This is a genomic window from Mesorhizobium sp. LSJC269B00 (genome assembly GCF_000502815.1).
GTDB lineage: Bacteria > Pseudomonadota > Alphaproteobacteria > Rhizobiales > Rhizobiaceae > Mesorhizobium.
The window spans coordinates 1-17,041 of sequence record NZ_AYVN01000016.1; the positions used below are offsets into that span (position 1 = coordinate 1).

At 64.7% G+C, this 17,041-nt stretch carries 18 protein-coding genes and 1 pseudogene; 4 read left to right on the forward strand and 15 right to left on the reverse strand.

Features of this window, described 5'->3' with window-relative positions; all coding sequences use genetic code 11:
- Positions 1 to 381: 381 nt before the first annotated feature.
- The 5 genes from X771_RS139260 to X771_RS139240 all read right to left on the reverse strand — a co-directional run bounded on the left by X771_RS139260 (position 382) and on the right by X771_RS139240 (position 5,390).
- The gene (locus X771_RS139260) at positions 382 to 627 is read right to left on the reverse strand and encodes a MoaD/ThiS family protein (protein ID WP_023690044.1); all 246 of its coding nucleotides are present in this window, start codon (positions 625 to 627) and stop codon (positions 382 to 384) included.
- Between the two features lie 24 nt (positions 628 to 651).
- Positions 652 to 2,916 carry a xanthine dehydrogenase family protein molybdopterin-binding subunit gene (locus X771_RS139255; protein WP_023690045.1) on the reverse strand — a complete coding sequence of 755 codons (2,265 nt, stop codon included), beginning with the start codon at positions 2,914 to 2,916 and terminating at the stop codon, positions 652 to 654.
- Positions 2,913 to 3,395, reverse strand: a complete 483-nt coding sequence (locus tag X771_RS139250; protein ID WP_023690046.1) for a (2Fe-2S)-binding protein — start codon at positions 3,393 to 3,395, stop codon at positions 2,913 to 2,915. Before X771_RS139250 ends, X771_RS139255 begins: the two co-directional genes overlap by 4 nt.
- Positions 3,395 to 4,255, reverse strand: coding sequence for a xanthine dehydrogenase family protein subunit M (locus X771_RS139245; RefSeq protein ID WP_023690047.1), 861 nt, complete (start codon positions 4,253 to 4,255; stop codon positions 3,395 to 3,397). Before X771_RS139245 ends, X771_RS139250 begins: the two co-directional genes overlap by 1 nt.
- 178 nt (positions 4,256 to 4,433) lie before the next feature.
- A complete protein-coding gene (locus X771_RS139240; RefSeq protein ID WP_023690048.1) occupies positions 4,434 to 5,390 on the reverse strand; it encodes an SDR family oxidoreductase in 957 nt (318 codons plus the stop codon).
- A 95-nt stretch (positions 5,391 to 5,485) separates the two neighbouring features.
- Here X771_RS139240 and X771_RS139235 point away from each other — a divergent pair, with 95 nt between their 5' ends.
- Positions 5,486 to 6,394 (forward strand): LysR family transcriptional regulator, encoded by a 909-nt coding sequence (locus X771_RS139235; RefSeq protein ID WP_023690049.1) that lies wholly within the window; start codon positions 5,486 to 5,488, stop codon positions 6,392 to 6,394.
- Here the strand turns inward: X771_RS139235 and X771_RS139230 are convergent.
- The 3 genes from X771_RS139230 to X771_RS139220 form a co-directional block, all read right to left on the reverse strand.
- Positions 6,358 to 7,533 (reverse strand): MFS transporter, encoded by a 1,176-nt coding sequence (locus X771_RS139230; RefSeq protein WP_023690050.1) that lies wholly within the window; start codon positions 7,531 to 7,533, stop codon positions 6,358 to 6,360. The genes X771_RS139235 and X771_RS139230 overlap by 37 nt on opposite strands.
- Before the next feature lie 155 nt (positions 7,534 to 7,688).
- Positions 7,689 to 7,997: a DUF1244 domain-containing protein gene (locus X771_RS139225; protein ID WP_023690051.1), complete on the reverse strand. Its 309-nt coding sequence runs from the start codon at positions 7,995 to 7,997 to the stop codon at positions 7,689 to 7,691.
- Positions 7,998 to 8,009: 12 nt separating this feature from the next.
- Entirely contained in the window at positions 8,010 to 8,807 is a 798-nt protein-coding gene (locus X771_RS139220) for an N-formylglutamate amidohydrolase (protein WP_023690052.1), read from the reverse strand.
- A 246-nt stretch (positions 8,808 to 9,053) separates the two neighbouring features.
- On the opposite strand from X771_RS139220, the gene X771_RS139215 reads away from it, so the two are divergent.
- Both X771_RS139215 and pyk read left to right on the forward strand, forming a co-directional pair.
- The gene (locus X771_RS139215) at positions 9,054 to 9,542 is read left to right on the forward strand and encodes a DUF1036 domain-containing protein (RefSeq protein ID WP_023673118.1); all 489 of its coding nucleotides are present in this window, start codon (positions 9,054 to 9,056) and stop codon (positions 9,540 to 9,542) included.
- Complete coding sequence (gene pyk / locus X771_RS139210) at positions 9,539 to 10,984, forward strand: pyruvate kinase (RefSeq protein ID WP_023690053.1); 1,446 nt, start codon at positions 9,539 to 9,541, stop codon at positions 10,982 to 10,984. The genes X771_RS139215 and pyk overlap by 4 nt, the downstream gene beginning before the upstream one ends.
- Here the strand turns inward: pyk and X771_RS01000000165445 are convergent.
- From X771_RS01000000165445 to ykgO, 4 genes and pseudogenes are all read right to left on the reverse strand, one after another.
- Positions 10,942 to 11,447, reverse strand: a pseudogene (locus X771_RS01000000165445) (hypothetical protein). The gene pyk and the pseudogene X771_RS01000000165445 overlap by 43 nt on opposite strands.
- A 5-nt stretch (positions 11,448 to 11,452) precedes the next feature.
- Positions 11,453 to 12,517, reverse strand: coding sequence for an alpha/beta hydrolase (locus X771_RS139205; protein ID WP_023690054.1), 1,065 nt, complete (start codon positions 12,515 to 12,517; stop codon positions 11,453 to 11,455).
- Positions 12,518 to 12,645: 128 nt separating this feature from the next.
- A complete protein-coding gene (locus tag X771_RS139200) occupies positions 12,646 to 13,227 on the reverse strand; it encodes a hypothetical protein (protein ID WP_023690055.1) in 582 nt (193 codons plus the stop codon).
- A 113-nt stretch (positions 13,228 to 13,340) separates the two neighbouring features.
- On the reverse strand, positions 13,341 to 13,466 hold the full coding sequence (gene ykgO / locus X771_RS139195) for a type B 50S ribosomal protein L36 (RefSeq protein WP_006327841.1): 126 nt from the start codon (positions 13,464 to 13,466) through the stop codon (positions 13,341 to 13,343).
- A 242-nt stretch (positions 13,467 to 13,708) separates the two neighbouring features.
- Here ykgO and X771_RS139190 point away from each other — a divergent pair, with 242 nt between their 5' ends.
- Positions 13,709 to 14,137 carry a lysozyme inhibitor LprI family protein gene (locus tag X771_RS139190; RefSeq protein WP_023684031.1) on the forward strand — a complete coding sequence of 143 codons (429 nt, stop codon included), beginning with the start codon at positions 13,709 to 13,711 and terminating at the stop codon, positions 14,135 to 14,137.
- Between the two features lie 38 nt (positions 14,138 to 14,175).
- On the opposite strand, the gene X771_RS139185 is transcribed toward X771_RS139190, so the two are convergent.
- The 3 genes from X771_RS139185 to X771_RS139175 all read right to left on the reverse strand — a co-directional run bounded on the left by X771_RS139185 (position 14,176) and on the right by X771_RS139175 (position 17,026).
- On the reverse strand, positions 14,176 to 15,252 hold the full coding sequence (locus tag X771_RS139185) for a 5-(carboxyamino)imidazole ribonucleotide synthase (RefSeq protein WP_023690056.1): 1,077 nt from the start codon (positions 15,250 to 15,252) through the stop codon (positions 14,176 to 14,178).
- Positions 15,249 to 15,746: a 5-(carboxyamino)imidazole ribonucleotide mutase gene (purE, locus tag X771_RS139180; protein ID WP_023684029.1), complete on the reverse strand. Its 498-nt coding sequence runs from the start codon at positions 15,744 to 15,746 to the stop codon at positions 15,249 to 15,251. Before purE ends, X771_RS139185 begins: the two co-directional genes overlap by 4 nt.
- Before the next feature lie 74 nt (positions 15,747 to 15,820).
- Positions 15,821 to 17,026, reverse strand: a complete 1,206-nt coding sequence (locus tag X771_RS139175; RefSeq protein ID WP_031203187.1) for an aminotransferase class V-fold PLP-dependent enzyme — start codon at positions 17,024 to 17,026, stop codon at positions 15,821 to 15,823.
- Positions 17,027 to 17,041 lie beyond the last annotated feature (15 nt).

The window sequence follows — 17,041 nt, forward strand, 5'->3', positions numbered from 1 at the left end:
GACACGATAGCCGATCAGCTCGGCGAGATCGTGAAGTCCACAGCAGACAAGACCGAGCATGCCGTGCGCGAACGAATTTCCGATACGTCTCAGCGCCAAACCTAGCTTGATGATCCTGGATCAACGATAGCCGGCCTCTCCAGAAAGGGGCCGGTGTTGTCCGTCAAACGGTGACCCGCTCGAGTCACTTCAGAGCCGTGTGCGGACTGATGTCCCTTGCCGATAGTAATCCAGCGAATCAGGTTCTCTGGATTGTTGGCCAACCCGCCGCCGATAAGACGCGGTCAGCAAAACTGGCATCTAGGCGAGGACCGACATTGCACTTGAAGTTCGCAGACCGAGGATGCCGGTCCGCTCTGGGACGTAGGGCGACACCCCACTTCACCCCCCAGCCAACCGCGGCAGCAGGAAAATCTCCGCTCCCTGTGGCAGTTCCTTCGACCAGGTATCGCGATAGATCGTACCGTCGATCGCCACCGCAATGCCCTTCTCGATCCAGGGCTCGATGCCGGGATACTGTTCAGCCAGCTTCCTGAACAGCTCCCTTATGTCCTTGGCCTCGACCTCGATCTTGCTCTGGCCGCCGGCGAGCTGGCCCAGCGCGCCCCAGAGCGTGACTTCGACCATTAGGGCAAGAACCTCATTTTTGCCCTAGCCTCCCCGTTCCGCCTCGATCGCGGCGAGAACCCGTGGCGGCGACATCGGGATGTGGGTCATGCGCACGCCGGCGGCGTTGGAGACCGCGTTGGCGATCGCCGCCAGCGGCGGCACGATCGAGGTTTCGCCGACGCCGCGCACGCCATAGGGGTGGTTGGGATTGGGTATCTCGAGGATCTGCGTGTCGATCATCGGCAGGTCCGAGCAGACCGGGATGCGGTAGTCGAGGAAGCCGGCGTTCTGGAGACGCCCGTCCTTTCCGTAGATGTACTCCTCGTTGAGCGCCCAGCCGATGCCTTGCGCGGCGCCGCCCTGGTACTGGCCCTCGACATAGGTGGGGTGCACCGCCTTGCCGGCATCCTGGATCACCGTGTAGCGGATCACCCTGGTCGAGCCGGTATCGGGGTCGACCTCGATGTCGCATATATGGGTGGCGAAGGAGACGCCGGCGCCGTCGGCGACGAGCTCGCTGTGGCCGGCGATCGGCCCGCCGGTCTTGCCGGACGCGGCGGCGATCTCCTTCAGCGAGAGGGCTGCAAGATTGCCGTACTTCTCGCCCTTGGCGATGGCGTGGCCGTTTTCCCAGACCACGTCGTCGACGGGGATGTCCCACGTCTGGGCGGCGCGCTCACGCAGGATCTTGATGGCGTTGCGGGCGGCCGAGATGGTCGCCATCGAGGACGAGAAGGTGCCGCGGCTGCCGTCGGTCATGTCGTTGTAGCCGAGCGAGGAGGTGTCGGCGACCACCGCCTTGAGCTGGGCATAGTCGATGCCGAGCTCCTCCGCCGCCACCAGCGACAGCGACGCGCGCGAACCGCCGACGTCCACCGTGCCGACGGCCAGCGACACCGAGCCGTCCATGCCGATGTTCAGGTCCACGCAGGTCTGGCCGCCGAAATTGAACCAGAAGCCGCAGGCCATGCCGCGGCCCTGGTTCTTGCTCAGCGGCGCCTTCATGTGCGGATGGTGCTTGGCCGCCTCCAGCGTCGGGCCGATGCCGATCGGGCCGTAGACCGGACCGTAGGAGGAGCGGGTGCCTTCCTGCGCGGCGTTCTTGATGCGGAACTCGACCGGGTCCATGCCGAGTTCCTTGGCCAGCTCGTCGACTGCACTTTCCACCGCGAACGCCGCCATCGGCGCGGAGGGCGCGCGATAGGCCGCGGTCTTCGGCCGGTTGACCAGCACTTCGAAGCCGACGGTCTGGACGTTATCGAGCTTGTAGCAGGCGAAGGCCGTCATGGCGCCGATCTCGGCCCAGGTGCCGGCATAGGGACCGCTGGTGTAGCGCAGCGTCGCTTCGGCGGCAGTGATGGTGCCGTCCTTGCGGGCGCCGATCTTCACGTCGATCGAGGTGGCGCTGGTCGGACCCGAGGCGCGGAACACCTCGTCGCGGGTCATGACGAGCTTGACCGGCCGACCGGCCTTGCGCGACAGCGCCAGCGCCACCGGCTCGGCCCAGACATGGGTCTTGCCGCCGAAGCCGCCGCCGATCTCCGAGGAGGTGACGCGCAGCTTCGAGGCTTCCAGCCCGAGCAGTTGCGCACAATGCTGGCGGTAGACGAAATGGCCCTGCGTGCAGACCCAGAGGTCGGCGGTGCCGTCCGACGAGACGCTCGCCACGCAGGCATGCGGCTCGATATAGCCCTGATGCGTCTGCTCGGTCTTGAAGGAGCGCTCGACAATGACATCGGCGTGGCCAAAGCCCTGATGGACATCGCCATGGCCAAACTGGCTGCGCTTGGTGACGTTGGACGGCTTTGCCGGCTTTTCCTCGAGACCCTCGGTGAAGATCGTGTCGTTGATCAAGGGGGCGGTGTGCTTCATCGCCTCGTCGACATCGGTCACATGCGGCAACAGCTCGTATTCGACCTCGATGAGCTTCAGCGCCTGCCTGGCCGTGCGGGCATCGACGGCGGCGACCGCGGCCACGGCGTGGCCGTCATAGAGCGCCTTGCCGCGCGCCATGCAATTGTCGAGGACGTCATACATGGCGGCGTCGCCATCGGTGAGGTCGGGCAGGTCGGCGGCGGTGATCACCGCTTTCACGCCGGCCAGCTTTTCCGCTTTCGAAGTGTCGATCTTGAGGATCCTGGCATGCGCATGCGGGCTGCGCAGGACACGCCCGACCAGCTGTCCCGCCATGTTGAAGTCGGCGCCGTAACGGGCGCGTCCCGTCACCTTGTCGACGCCGTCGGGACGGATAGGCCGCGTGCCGACGGAGGAGAATTTGCGGCCCGAAAAGCGTGGATCGAAGTTCATGCGTGCGCTCCCTTCATCACATTGGCCGCATCCTGGACCGCGCGCACGATCTTGTCGTAGCCGGTGCAGCGGCAGAGGTTGCCGGCGAGGCCGAAGCGGATTTCTTCCTCGGTAGGATCGGGGTTCTTGGCCAGAAGATCCTTGGCCGCGATGAGGAAGCCCGGCGTGCAGATGCCGCATTGCAGGGCCGCATGCTCCAGGAATTTCTGCTGCAGCGGATGCAACTGATCGCCATGCGCCATGCCCTCGACGGTCTCGATATGCCTGCCTTCGGCTTCAGCGCCAAGCACAAGGCAGGAGCAGACCAGCCGATTGTCGAGAACGATCGAGCAGGCGCCGCAGTCGCCGGTGCCGCAGCCTTCCTTGGCGCCGGTCAGGCCGAGCCGATCGCGCAGGACGTCGAGCAACGTCTCGTCGGGCTGGCAAAGGTATTCGACGTGATCGCCGTTGATTGTCGTTGAAACTGCTACACCGGCCATCATTTGCCTCCTGCGCGTGCGTAGGCGGTCGTCGCGGCCCGTCCGGCCAGCACGCCCGCAACTTTTCGTCTGAATTCGATTGTGCCGCGCTTGTCGTCGATGGGGCGGCAGGCCCCAGCGCAGATCTTGGCGAGCCGCTCAAGTACCGCCTCATCCAGCTTCCTGCCGATGAGTGCCTCGGCTGCTTCTTCCACCAGAAGCACGGTCGGGGCCGCGGCGCCCAGCGCGACGCGGGCGGCTGTTATGACGCCATGCTCGTCGAGCGTCAGGTTCACGCCGGCGCTCACCACCGCGATGTCCATCTCGGTGCGCGGAATGAATCTGAGATAGGCGTCGCCCGAACGCGGCGCGCGCTTGTCGAGCAGGATCGCCTCGACGATCTCACCCTTGGTGAGCGAGGTCTTGCCAGGCCCGATCGGCACAGCCTCGACCGGAATGGTGCGCTTGCCCGACGGACCGGCAACCACGGCCTTTGCGGCGGCGGCCACCAAGGCCGGGACGCTGTCGGCGGCCGGCGATGCGTTGCACAGATTGCCAACGATGGTGCAGCGGCCCTGGACCTGTTTAGAGCCGATCAGCTTCGACGCTTCGACGACACCGGGCCAGGCCTTCTTCAGAACCGCGCTCTCGCCCAGGACGGCGCAGGGGACGGTGGCGCCGATGCTGAAGCCGTCGGCCGTCTCCCTGATCTCGCTCAAGCCCTCGATCGCCTTGATATCGACGATCAGGTCGGGATCGACAAACCCGCCCTTCATCCGAACGAGGAGGTCACTGCCTCCAGCGAGAATGGCTGATGTGCCGGAAGCGTCGGCCAGCAGGCCAACGGCGTCTTCGATTGAAAGCGGACGTATGTAACGCATCGTCTCCCCTTGGTGATGGTGATCTCGCCGACCGTTATAAACAGTCTCCTCATAATGACCATCCGGTTGCTGATTTCCAGCGATTGGGCCAGCACCGCGAGAGAGATTTTTGTCTAAAGTCTTTGTTCTGATGCATGTCGTTGTCCCAGAACCGCGCACACTTCTGGGCGACATGCATTTAAGCGGCGTCTTTTGCATTGTCGAGGCTGATGCCGATGTCCTTCAATGCCTCGGCCACGGCCTCGTCCAGCGGCGTGTGCGGGACTTCGCCGATGATGCTTGCCAGCCGGTCGGACACGAGCCGGTGCGGTTCGAAGCGCAGATAGGACATCGAGACGATCTCGCGCCACATCGCCACGAACGGGCTGCCGGCGCGCAGCACCCACCAAGGCATGAAGGTCAGTTTCAGCGGACGGCCCAGCGCCTTCTCGGCGGCGGCCTTTATGTCCATGTCGGTGACGGCGTGGCCGGGGAAGTTGAGCGCCTCAAAGAAGCCGAGCTTGCCCTGATTGCGCGCCAGGCCGACGAAGCCGATGGCGAAGTCCGGCAAATAGGCCCATTCGTGCACGAGGTTGGCAGGGCCAGGCGCTGTGTAGACGCCCTTGTTCATCTTGGCGGCGACGACGAGGTCGAACCATGAACCGCTGCCCGTGCCGCCGAAGAAATCGCCGGCGCGCAGGATGATGGTGCGGACGCGGCCGGCATCCGCCTCGCGGCGAAACAGCGCTTCCATGGCGCAGCGGATGCGGCCCTTCTCGGTCGTCGGACGAAATGGCGCGTCTTCGGTGACCACCTCAGGCATCGGCGAGCCGTAATTGTAGACAGTGCCGGGGAAGAGATGCAGCGCGCCGTTGGCATGGCAGGCGGCCATGACGTTCTCCGCCATCGGCCGGCATTTGCTCCAGTCGGTGTAGATCGGGTTGAGACCGTTGAAGACGATGTCGACACCCTGCGTGGCGCGGATCAGCGCCTCGCGGTCGAGCGCATCGCCGGCGACGGCGGTGGCGCCCTTGAGTTCGGCTGGGACCTTGCCGCTGCGGGTGACGGCGCGGACGTCGAAACCGGCGTCGATGAAGGCTTTCCCAACCACGCGGCCGAGCCGGCCATTGGCGCCTAGAATTGCGATCTTGGTCATTTTTCTTCTCCGTGTCTGTGTTTGCACGGCGAATATGATGCGTTCATACGCGAATGAAAATTGACTATGGATGCAGATTTGTTATTCATAAATGAATGGAAGACATCGACTGGAACCTGATCAAGAGTTTCGTCACCGTGGCGGAGACCGGCAGCCTGTCGGCCGCAGCGCGCAAACTGTCGGCCAGCCAACCGACGCTCGGGCGTCACATCGGTGAGCTCGAACAGGCGTTGGGCGTCACCTTGTTCCGGCGCGGGCGGCGCGGCTATGCGCTGACGGAAGCAGGCGCCACGCTGTTCGAACGCGGCAAGGCCGTGAGCGAGCAGGCGAGCGCGTTCTCACTATTGGCATTGGGCTCGGTCGAGGCGATCGAAGGCACGGTGCGCATTGCCGCCAGCGAGGTGGTGGCGGCCTATGTGCTGCCGAGGATGACGGCGCGGCTCGGCATCGAGGAACCCGGCATCGAGGTCGAGATCGTCGCCTCGAACCAGGTCGAGAACCTGCTGCGAAGGGATGCCGATATCGCCATCCGCATGGTCAAGCCGGCGCAGAACGAGCTGACGGCGCGCAAGGTCTGCGATATCAAGCTCTGCTGCTGCGCGGCGAAATCCTATCTCGACCAGCACGGCCGCCCGCTCAAGCCCGCCGATCTTCTCGACCATCCGCTGATCGGCTTCGACCGCAGCGACGAGATGATCCGGGGCTTTACCCAGGCCGGCATCCCCGTCACCCGAAGCAGCTTCCGCTTCAGGGCCGACAACCAGATCGTGCTGTGGGAAGCGCTGCGGGCGGGAAACGGCGTCGGTCTTGGCCAGGAGCCGCTGACGGACAGCGACCCGTCGCTGGAGAAACTGCTGCCCGGCCTGCCACTGCCCAGCCTGCCGGTGTGGCTGGCCATGCATCGCGACGTGCGCACCAGCGTGCGCATCCGCCGCGTCGCGGATTTCCTCTATGAGGAGCTGAAGCGCTATTCGGCGGGGGCGGCCGCGAATTCGGCGCGGTGAGCGAGCCCGGCCATCAAAAGCACGACGATCAACAGCCCCGACATGGCGACGAAGATCGGCCCGAAGCTGGAATGCTCGGCGACGAAGCCGATCGCCGACGGCGCTACCAATATGCCGGAATAGCCCATGGTGGTGACGACGCTCATGCCGGTGCCCGACGACATGCCTTCCTGGTTGCCGCCGGCCGAGAAGATGATCGGCACCATATTGGCGATGCCGAAGCCGCACAGGGCAAAAGCCGCGATGGCGATCCAGGGCGAAGGCGACAGGCCGGCGACCAGCATGCCGGCGGCGGCGACCACCGCCGAGCCGCGCAGCGTCGCCACCGCGCCGAAGCGGTTGCGCACGCCGTCGCCGAAAAAGCGCATGACAGCCATGACGCCGGAGAAGGCGGCGTAGGCAAGGCCGGCGATGGCGAGGTCGGCGCCGAGCTCCTGCCGGAGATAAAGCGCTGCCCAGTCGAGCACGGCGCCCTCGGAAATCATCGTCAGCAGCGCCATCAGCCCGACAAGATAGACCAGCGGGTTGGCCGGCAGCGTTAATCTGTGATGCTCGGCGGCCTGCGGCTTGTCCTCGGCGATGAGGTAGCCGACCGCCACGGCAATGACGGCAAAAGCTATGACCGTGACCACAGCCGCATGGGCGAGGTGGCCGTAAGTCTGGATGGCGTAACCGCCCAGACCGCCACCGGCGAAACCGCCGAGGCTCCAGAAGCCGTGCGAGGACGACATGATGGCGCGGGACAGCCGGCGCTCGACCACCACCGCATTGGCGTTCATCGCGACATCCATGCCGCCGATCGAGCCGCCGAAGATGATCATGGCGATCGCCGCCAGCGGCACGTTGGGCGCCAGCGCCACGATCAGCAGGCCGAGGCTGCCGCAAAGGCCGAACCAGCGCAACACGGTGCGCGAGCCATGCCTGGAGATCAGATGGCCGCACCAGCTCATGGCCGCGACCGCGCCGACGCCGAACAGCAGGATCAGCAGACCGAGGGTGAATTTCGAGATGTCGAGCCGGGTCAGGAACACCGGAATCTGCGGCGCCCAGCTGCCGGTCAGGAAGCCGTTGGCGAGGAAGATCGCGGCTACGGCCCATCGCCCCTGAAGGGCGCTCTGCATGGTGTCTTGCGCGTTCATGGCCCGAATCCGGTCAAGGAATGGCTTTGCGCGGCAAATTAGATCGATTCAATTTCTCGTCAAGCGCTTGGCTGCGAAAAGCTTGTGGGCCACATCTAAGGGGAAACCGTTAGGCGCTGTCCCGCCGACGTCAATCCTGTGAACCGCGCGCTACTTCAGTGATCCCTCGGCCGTCTTGCCTCGAACTCCGCTTTCTTGGCGTCCGAAGCCTCGGTCTGGTTCAGCGCCTGCCATTGCGCATAGGGCATGCCGTAGACGATTTCGCGCGACTGATCCTTGCCGAGATCGACGCCCTCAGCCTCGGCCGCTTCGCGATACCAGTTCGACAGGCAGTTGCGGCAGAAGCCGGCGAGGTTCATCAGGTCGATGTTTTGCACATCGCTGCGCTCGCGCAGATGCTCGACCAGCCGGCGGAAGGCCGCGGCCTCGAAATCGCGTTTCTGGTCATCGCTGAGTTCGGTCATTGCCTTGGGTCCTCACAGCGGCCCGGTGCGCGAGCCGAACATCTTCACCTGATGTATATCGGGACGGCGGTCGATGGCGTCAACGATCGGCGCCAGCCGTTCCGCCCAGGCCAGCGCCCCCTTGCGGTCTGATATCAGGTCCTGGCGGATCTCGATCAGCGCATGGGCAAAGCCGTTGACGATGGCGTGCTTGAACATGGTGTCGCCGCGCAACGCGCCGTCATAGGGTTCATTGTCGCCAACGACGAGGTTTTTATCCTGCGCCAGCATGTCGATCAGCGGCCGCGCCACGCGGTCGTCGAGGTCCCACAATATGCCGACATGCCAAGGGCGGATGAAGCCCTGCATGACAGGGGTGAAGGAGTGTACGGAGAAGATGAGCGGCGCTTTGCCTGAGGCGTGCGCCACCGACGCGATCATGGCGCCGACCGCGTCCTGATAAGGCCGGTAGAAGCCGTCGAGCCGCCTTTCGCGTTCGGCCGGTGCCATAGGGTAGTTTCCCGGCACGACAGTGCCGTCATAGAGCTGGCGGATCAGCGTCGGGTCGTCCTCGCCGCGATTGGGATCGATCAGCAGCCGCGAAAAATTGGCGATCACCGCCGGCACGTCGAGCGCTGCGGCCAGTTCGCGCGTCACCGTCTCGACACCGATGTCGTAGGCGATATGGCGATCGAGTTCCGCCGCCGGCAAGCCGAGACTGCCATACTCCTCCGGCAGGTCGCGGCGGGCATGGTCGGCGACAAGCACGATGCCTCGCTTGCGGTCGCCTTCGACGATATCGAAAGGCGCGAAAACTGTGGATCGGGTCATTGGCTGGAAAGGTCTGTTCGCTGGCTTCCGGGGAGGGTGGTATCGTCATTCCCACGAAGAGGACTGTTGCGCAATGCCGTTGTTTGGCCACGGTTTCTGCGAAAATCCTGTGACGCGCGGCAGATCGCGTGTCGGGGGCCTTTCTAAATCGATTGGAATTGGACAGAACGGCGCGTTGACATGCGCCCGGACTTTTCCGAAAAGGGGCGCTGAGAGATGCAGATGACGTTATTGAGGGGTTTCGGGATGGGTTCCGCCGGCAGGCCGCGTGCGCGCACCGCCTTTGCCGTGCCGCTCCTGACCCTGACGCTAGGGCTCACCGCGCTGGTCGCGGCTTCGCCTGCCCGCGCCGATTTCCGCGTCTGCAACGCCACGCAGAACCTGGTCGGCGTCGGCATCGGCTACCGCGCCAAGGCAGGCTGGATCACCGAGGGGTGGTGGCACATCGAAGGATCGAGCTGCAAGACGCTGATCGAAGGTCCGCTGTCATCGAGGTTTTACTATCTTTATGCAGAAGACGCCGAGCGCGGCGGGCGCTGGGATGGCCCGATCAACATGTGCGTGGCCGAAAAAGAATTCAAGATTGCCGGCGTTACCGATTGCGTCGCCCGGGGCTTCCAGCGCGCCGGATTCCAGGAATATGACACGGGCGAGCAGGCAAGCTGGATGGTCCAGCTGACCGATGAGTCCACAACGGGAGGCGCTCCAGCCGCCCCGGGAACAAACAGTCAATGAGACGTAGCCGCAAGGTCAAGATCCTCGCCACCATCGGTCCTGCCTCCTCGTCCGAGGAGATGCTGCAGAAGCTGTTCGAAGCCGGCGCCGATGTCTTCCGCATCAATATGAGCCACACCGATCACGAGCTGATGCGCACGCTGGTCGGCCGCATCCGCGCGGTCGAGGAAAAGGTCGGCCGTCCGATCGGCATCCTGGCCGATTTGCAGGGACCGAAGCTGCGCGTCGGCAAGTTCGCCAACGGCAAGGAGGTGCTGACCCCGGGCCAGACCTTCACCCTCGACAACAATCCCGAGCCCGGCACGTCGACCCGCGTCTACCTGCCGCATCCCGAAATCCTGAGTTCGGTCGAGGCCGGCCACCGTCTGTTGATCGACGACGGCAAGCTGGAGCTCAGGGCGGTGAAGAGCGACGGCAAGTCGATCACCTGCGCGGTCGTCGCCGGCACCACCATTTCCGACAAGAAGGGCGTCAGCCTGCCCGACACCGACCTGCCGGTCGGTGCGCTGACCGAAAAGGACCGCAAGGACCTCGATGCGGTGCTGGCGGAAAGCGTCGACTGGGTGGCGCTGTCGTTCGTGCAGCGGCCGGAGGATTTGGCGGAAGCCCGCAAGATCGCGCGCGGCCGGGCGCTTATCATGGCCAAGATCGAAAAGCCGCAGGCGGTAGCCCGGCTGGCCGAAATCATCGAACTCTCCGACGCGCTGATGGTCGCCCGCGGCGATCTCGGTGTGGAAATGCCGCTGGAAGCGGTGCCCGGCATCCAGAAGCAGATCACGCGCGCCGCGCGCCGCGCCGGCAAGCCGGTGGTGGTCGCCACGCAAATGCTGGAATCGATGATCACCGCGCCGGTGCCGACCCGCGCCGAGGTCTCCGACGTGTCGATCGCCGTGTTCGAGGGCGCCGACGCCATCATGCTTTCAGCCGAATCCGCTGCCGGCGCCTATCCGGTCGAGGCGGTGGCGATGATGAACCGCATCGCCACCAAGGTCGAAACCGACCCGACCTATGCCGGCATCATCAACGCGCAGCGCTCGGAACCGGAAGCAACCGGCGCCGACGCCATTTCGCTCGCCGCCCGCGAGATTGCCGAGACGCTGAAACTGTCGGCGATCATCACCTATACGGCGTCGGGCACCACCGGCCTGCGCGCCGCGCGCGAGCGGCCGCAAGTGCCGATCATCGCGCTGTCGCCGATCCTCAACACGGCGCGGCGGCTGTCGCTTTTGTGGGGCACGCATTGCGTCGTCTCGCCCGACGCCAGCGACCTCGACGACATGGTCGACCGCGCCTGCCGCATCGCTTTCGAAGAGGGGTTCGGCCAGCCGGGCGACCGTGTCATCATCACGGCGGGCGTGCCGCTGAGGACGCCGGGTTCGACCAACATGCTGCGCATCGCCTATGTCGGATCGGACGTGCAGGCCACCCGCAACATAGGCTGAGACCTCGTCACAGTCCGCAGCGCTCTTGCCGCACCTTCGGCGTGATCGATGCGCCGAAGGAAGCGGCGAGCCCGGGGAACGGGGTCGTGCAGGTACTGGTCCGGACCCAGCATCTTTCGCCGGTTGAGTTCGACTGTGTCGAGCAGATCGAAATCGACCGTGGCGATCGTGCAGTGCCACCCGGGATTGCGCGACGCCCAGCCCCTCTTGTGGTGTCCAAAAGCTGCTCGCGGGCGGAATAGCCGTGATAGTCGAACGCGATCACGCCGTTCGTCGCGTAAATATGGTTCCCGGAAAAGCCCTCGCCAGGAATGATCCGTTCGCCGTAAAATCCTTCCAGAGGAGGATGCTCGAGAAAGGCGCCGGCAAGAATGGCGCACGCGCCATAACCGAAGAAGATGCGGTCCGGCAACGCCCATCGCTTCTCCGGGTTTCTCTTGATGCCGTGTTTCAGGACATACATGGCGATCAGGTCGGGGCCAGTTCCGCGTCGGGCACGGTGATGTCGGGGCATCGCCCCTCATTGTACGCATCGACGGCGATCCGTGCTTCCACGGTTTTTGCGACTGCCTCCAGGTCGATCTCCTTGCCGGCGACTTTCTCGATCGCGCCGACGACGAGATCGGAGGCGATCCAATCCGGCTTGTGGCCGAGATTGTGGACCCAGATCAGTTCGGCGCCGGGGATGTCCCTGACCAGGCCGACCGAATGGATCGAGGCATAGACCACCTTGTCGCGGTCGCCCGAGATGACGATGGTCGGCGCTGTGATGTCGCGGTAATGCGGCGCGGCCTTCAGCGTATAGTCGTAGAGGCCGGCGACATCGATGGCGTTGGCGCGGAAAGCGCCGGGACGCAGCACCAGCGGAATCGAGGCATTGCCGACATAGCCTTCCGGCACCTTGTTGGGAGAAAACACGCAGGCCGTGGCGCCGTCCATCTGCAGCGTGCCTGCCGGATAGGTCAATGTCTCCGAGAACAGCCAGCCGATGATGGGGGTGGCGGTCAGCTTGTAGTACCAGGCGGTCGCGCCGCCCGGCCAGGGGTGGCTGACCGGCGACAGAAAGACCAGCCCGAGCGTCTTCTCCGGGTGTTCGCGGCCAAAGGCGGCGGTGATCACGCCGCCAAACGAATGGCCGACGATGATCGCCTTGTGGATGCCGAGACGGTCCATCAGCCTGGCGATGGTGTCGGCCTGCCCCGACGGGCTCTCATTGCCGGGGCCGCGCGCCGACCAGCCGAAGCCCGGCCGGTCGAGGAAGACCATCTCGGCGCGGCCTTCGAGCAAAGGCCTGATCGGCAGCATCTGATCCCTGAGGTTGGCGCTGGCGCCATGGATGAAGACGATCGCCGGCAGCTCGGCATTTTGAGGCGCCGGCACGTGGACATAGTGGATGCGGGTGGCGTCGATGTCGGCAAATTCGCCGGCCGGCGGGTTTCGCCACTCGATCAGCCACGCGCCGGCGCGGGTGACACCGGCCAGGGCAAAGACGAGCGCGAGGAGCAAAGCACAGGCGGCGTAAATGAGGTTCATGCGCGGAGATACGGGGTGGAGGGAGTAGGGAGTAGGGAGTAGGGAGTAGGGAGTAGGGAGTAGGGAGGTGGCGTCTCGACCAATCTTCTCTACTGACTACTGACTAATCCCTAATTCCTACTGACTAATCAAATTCCTTCGCCGGCAAGCTCTTCCGAAATTGCCGCGACCTGGTCCTGGGCGCTGCGCATCATCGGATAGATGGTAAGCACCTTCTGCCAGGCTTCGAGCGCCGATTGCTTGTGGCCGGTGGCGGCCATGATCTGGGCCAGGCCCGAAAGCGCGCCGAAATGGCGTGGTTCCAGCTGCAGCGTCTGGTCGATGTCGGACATCGATTTCCCGAAATTCTTCATCATGTAATGCACGGTGGCGCGCCGGTTCCAGCCTTCGGCATATTTTGGCTGCAGGATGACGACCTGGTCGAGGAAGTCGAGGGCGACGTCGAACTTCTGGTCGTCAATCGCCTTTTGCGACCATTGCATCATCAGGTCGATCGAGGCGCTGCCGGACTGGAACCATTCGCCCCAGATGCGCCCGGCGATGCGCTCGGCCGCCTTTTCGTTGCGCTCGCGCTTCAGCTCGGCAAACAGTTGGTCGAGCCTGGCTTCCCTGGTCAGGGCAACCGGCGGCTTTGCCGGCGGATCGTCCGCCGACGCCGGAGCGACGCCGAAAAGAAAGAGGGTGGCCAAAAATGCAAAAAGAATCCGCATCGCCGGAATCTAACCCCGGACGGCGGATCGTCAAACTGAAATTAGCGTGAAAGTGCCTGGAACCAGGCAATTACCATCGTATGGACGGAGGCAACGAGCCTCCGGCCGAACACTCAGCCCTGGCGCGCCTTGTAGCGTGGAGCGGTCTTGTTGATGATGTAGACGCGGCCCTTGCGGCGAACCAGCTGGTTGTCGCGGTGACGCGCCTTCAGCGCCTTGAGCGAATTCTTGATCTTCATGGTCTTGCCCGTCGGTCTGGGCCCTGTCCGGGCCGAATTATTAAGGCGCGCCTGAAAAGCGCGCCTTTGAACTTGCGGTGGCTCATAAACGAGGAGCCTTGCCCGTGTCAACCGCAAGCGTGCTGGATAGAGGCCGAGAATGGCTTTGGCCATCAAATATCCGCCATCTCGGCTCCACGCCATTGCGCGGCCGAAGGCGGGCTGGAATGGTGCGGCACCCGCAAGCCGATTTGGAGACCTCTATGCGCCTGTTGTTTGTGTCCGCGAGCCTTGCCGTTATGGCAGCCGCCTCCATCGCGCAGGCGCAGGAATGCGACCGCAACGACGACAGCCAGCAGATGATGAACATCTGCGCCGGCGAGGACTATCGGGCCGCCGATGCCAAGCTCAACCAGGCCTACAAGGATCTCGTCGGTCGCAACGACGACAAGGGCAGGAAGCTGCTGCAGGTCGCGCAACGCGCCTGGATCGCCTTCCGCGACGCCGAATGCGCCTACACGACGACAGACAGCGAGGGCGGCTCCATCCATCCGATGGAGGTTTCACAATGCCTGACCGAACTGACGGACCAGCGCATCAAACAGCTCACCGCGGGCGCCAATTGTAGGGAAGGCGATGCGAGTTGCGCCAGCCCCGACGAAGACGGGGATCTGAACGACGAGCTGCAATAGGGCTCGAGCCACGCCCTCGCGCAAAGTGCCGGAATGGCTTAGCTACGGCGGCTGATGCGCGTGAAATGGCCCATCTTGCGGCCTGGGCGCGCTTCCGCCTTGCCGTAGAGATGCAGCATCAGATCGGGCTCGGCGAGCAAAGCGGGTACGCGCAGCACATCGTCGCCGATCAGGTTTTCCATGATGCAGTTTGAATGCCGGCCAGGGTTGCCCAGCGGCAGGCCGGCAATGGCGCGGATATGCTGCTCGAACTGCGAAACGATGCCGGCGGCTTCCGTCCAGTGGCCGGAATTGTGCACGCGCGGCGCCATTTCGTTGGCCAGCAGCGTGCCATCGGCAAGAACGAAGAACTCGACGCCGATGACGCCGACATAGTCGAGGGCCGCCAGGATTTTCGCTGCCGACCCCTGTGCCGTCGCCGCCGTCTCCAGCCTGATCTGGGCCGGCAGGGTCGAGGTATGCAGGATGCCGTCGCGGTGGACGTTCTCAGCCGGATCGTAGGCGGCGACCGCGCCGTCCAACCCGCGCGCGGCGATGACCGAGATTTCGCGCTCGAAAGCGACGAAGGATTCGAGGATCAGCGGCACATTGCCCATGGTCTCGCATGTGCCGGCAAAGCCGCCCGTCTCCATGTTGCGGAAGACGCGCTGGCCCTTGCCGTCATAGCCCATGCGGCGGGTTTTCAAGATGCCGCTGCCACCGAACTCTCTCAGCGCCGCCGTCAGCTCGTCGTCATTGTCGACGGAGCGGAAATCCGCTGTCCTGATGCCGATGCCGTTCAGGAATAGCTTCTCCGCCACCCTATCCTGGGCAACTTCCAGCGCTCGCGGCGGCGGATAAACCGGGACCTTGGAAGCAAGTGCGCCGGCGGCCGCCACCGGCACATTCTCGAATTCGTAGGTGACGACGGCGCTGACTGCCGCCAGTTCGGCAAGGGCGTCCGCATCGTCATAGGCGGCGGTGATCTGGCGGTTGGCGACCTGAGCCGCCGGGCAATCGGCCTGCGGTTCGAGGATAGTTGTGCGGTAGCCGAGGCGCGCTGCGGCAACAGCCAGCATGCGGCCGAGCTGGCCGCCGCCGATGATGCCGATGCTCGATCCCGCGGGCAGGCTCACGGCGCATCCGTCGGTTCGGTGGCGACCCTGGCGGTTTGGGCGGTGCGCCAGGCATCCAGGCGGGCGGCAAGTTCTTCGTCGTTCAGCGCCAGCACGGCGGCCGCCAGAAGGGCGGCGTTGGCCGCACCCGCCTTGCCGATGGCAAGCGTGCCGACCGGAATGCCGGCCGGCATCTGGACGATGGAGAGCAGCGAATCCTGGCCTGACAGCGCCTTCGATTCGACCGGTACGCCGAACACCGGCAGCGGCGTCATCGCCGCCGTCATGCCGGGCAGGTGGGCGGCGCCGCCGGCGCCGGCGATGATCACCTTGAAGCCGGCCGCCTTGGCGCCCTTGGCGAAATCATAGAGGCGGTCCGGGGTGCGGTGGGCGGAGACGATCAGCCGCTTGTGCGGAATGCCCAGCGCCTCCAGCGTTTCGGCGGCGTGGCGCATCGTCGCCCAGTCGGACTGGCTGCCCATGATGATGGCGACGTCGGCGCGGTGGTCGGTCAAGCGCATGCTCCCGGCGGTAAAGGCGCGCCTTAGCGGAATTCGGGCTGGCCCGCAAGGATGGCGGCCGCCGCAGCCTAGTCCGGCCAGCGTAGGGCGCCGGATGAATCCTTTCGCGGCTGTCTCATCGCATCCGCCGGCCTGTCGGCCGCGGTGAGCACGGCGCGGAGGCGTTCGGCGACGATCTCGGCCTCGCCTGGGTGCAGATTGCAGGGGTCGAGGAAGAAATGGCCACGCTCGACCTCGTGATTGCGCACGATGATGGGCGGCGATCCGGCCGCCAATGCCGAGGCGAGGCCGGCGGCACTGAAGCGGCTTTCGGGGGAGACGAAGATCTGCAGCCGGTCGAGCGGATTGGCGGTCGGGTCGGGAATGATGTTTGCGACGATGCCGGGTGTTCCCTGCAGCGAATCCCTCCATAGATTGAGCGCCGCTTCCTCGCGTCGGCGGATGCCGGCATGGTCGCGCTTTTCCCAGGCTTCGAGCGCCGCCATGGTGCCGGCGATGCTTTCCTTGCCGACCTTCATGGCGCGGGCGACGCCGCGGTTTTGCAGATAGGCGGCGCGGACGAGATCCTTGCGGCCGGCGACGATTCCGCTGGTCGGCCCCGAAAGGAATTTGTGGCCGCTGTAGACGACGATGTCGGCGCCGCGCGCCAGGAAGCTGCGCAGGTCATATTCGGAAGCCGCATCGACGATCACCGGCACGCCCCTGGCGTGGCAGATATCGCAGAATTCCTCCAAGGAAAGCATGCCGTATTGCACGGTGTGGTGCGCCACGACGTAGAGCGCCGCCGCCGTGCGCTCGTTGATAGCCTCGCGCACATGATAATCCTGCGTGACGCTGACCGTGCCGGCCGGAATGACCTTGGCGCCGGCGACGCGGATCGACTGGTCGATCGGTGCGCCGTAATTGACGATATGGCCAAGCTGGATGACGACTTCGGACTTCAGGCCTTCGGTGTCGTCGGGCAGCCGTTCGATCGCCAGCAAATTGGTGCCGGTCATTGCCCCGGCGATCGCCATTGTGATGCCTGAGGCGCAGCAGGCGGTGATGAAGCCGGCCTCGCCGCCGGTGAGGCGGGCGGTGATCACGCTTGCGGCGCGCTGCAGATCGTCCATCTCCACCCATTGCGAGGCGATCTCGGCCATGGCGCTGATCGCCTCGGGAACGATGATCGAGGCGCCGAGCGTCGTCATCGTGCCGGAGACGTTGATGATCGGCCGCAGTCCCAGCCGTTCACGGATCGTGGTGTTGGAGCCGGTGTCGGAATAGGTTTTCATGTTCAGCAATCCCTT

What these genes read in the sequence shown, in the direction of transcription:
- X771_RS139260 (WP_023690044.1), bottom strand. Translation starts at nt 627, where the DNA reads ATGGTCGAAGTCACGCTCTGGGGCGCGCTGGGCCAGCTCGCCGGCGGC.
- X771_RS139255 (WP_023690045.1), bottom strand. Translation starts at nt 2,916, where the DNA reads ATGAACTTCGATCCACGCTTTTCGGGCCGCAAATTCTCCTCCGTCGGC.
- X771_RS139250 (WP_023690046.1), bottom strand. Translation starts at nt 3,395, where the DNA reads ATGGCCGGTGTAGCAGTTTCAACGACAATCAACGGCGATCACGTCGAA.
- X771_RS139245 (WP_023690047.1), bottom strand. Translation starts at nt 4,255, where the DNA reads ATGCGTTACATACGTCCGCTTTCAATCGAAGACGCCGTTGGCCTGCTG.
- X771_RS139240 (WP_023690048.1), bottom strand. Translation starts at nt 5,390, where the DNA reads ATGACCAAGATCGCAATTCTAGGCGCCAATGGCCGGCTCGGCCGCGTG.
- X771_RS139235 (WP_023690049.1), top strand. Translation starts at nt 5,486, where the DNA reads ATGGAAGACATCGACTGGAACCTGATCAAGAGTTTCGTCACCGTGGCG.
- X771_RS139230 (WP_023690050.1), bottom strand. Translation starts at nt 7,533, where the DNA reads ATGAACGCGCAAGACACCATGCAGAGCGCCCTTCAGGGGCGATGGGCC.
- X771_RS139225 (WP_023690051.1), bottom strand. Translation starts at nt 7,997, where the DNA reads ATGACCGAACTCAGCGATGACCAGAAACGCGATTTCGAGGCCGCGGCC.
- X771_RS139220 (WP_023690052.1), bottom strand. Translation starts at nt 8,807, where the DNA reads ATGACCCGATCCACAGTTTTCGCGCCTTTCGATATCGTCGAAGGCGAC.
- X771_RS139215 (WP_023673118.1), top strand. Translation starts at nt 9,054, where the DNA reads ATGGGTTCCGCCGGCAGGCCGCGTGCGCGCACCGCCTTTGCCGTGCCG.
- pyk (WP_023690053.1), top strand. Translation starts at nt 9,539, where the DNA reads ATGAGACGTAGCCGCAAGGTCAAGATCCTCGCCACCATCGGTCCTGCC.
- X771_RS139205 (WP_023690054.1), bottom strand. Translation starts at nt 12,517, where the DNA reads ATGAACCTCATTTACGCCGCCTGTGCTTTGCTCCTCGCGCTCGTCTTT.
- X771_RS139200 (WP_023690055.1), bottom strand. Translation starts at nt 13,227, where the DNA reads ATGCGGATTCTTTTTGCATTTTTGGCCACCCTCTTTCTTTTCGGCGTC.
- ykgO (WP_006327841.1), bottom strand. Translation starts at nt 13,466, where the DNA reads ATGAAGATCAAGAATTCGCTCAAGGCGCTGAAGGCGCGTCACCGCGAC.
- X771_RS139190 (WP_023684031.1), top strand. Translation starts at nt 13,709, where the DNA reads ATGCGCCTGTTGTTTGTGTCCGCGAGCCTTGCCGTTATGGCAGCCGCC.
- X771_RS139175 (WP_031203187.1), bottom strand. Translation starts at nt 17,026, where the DNA reads ATGAAAACCTATTCCGACACCGGCTCCAACACCACGATCCGTGAACGG.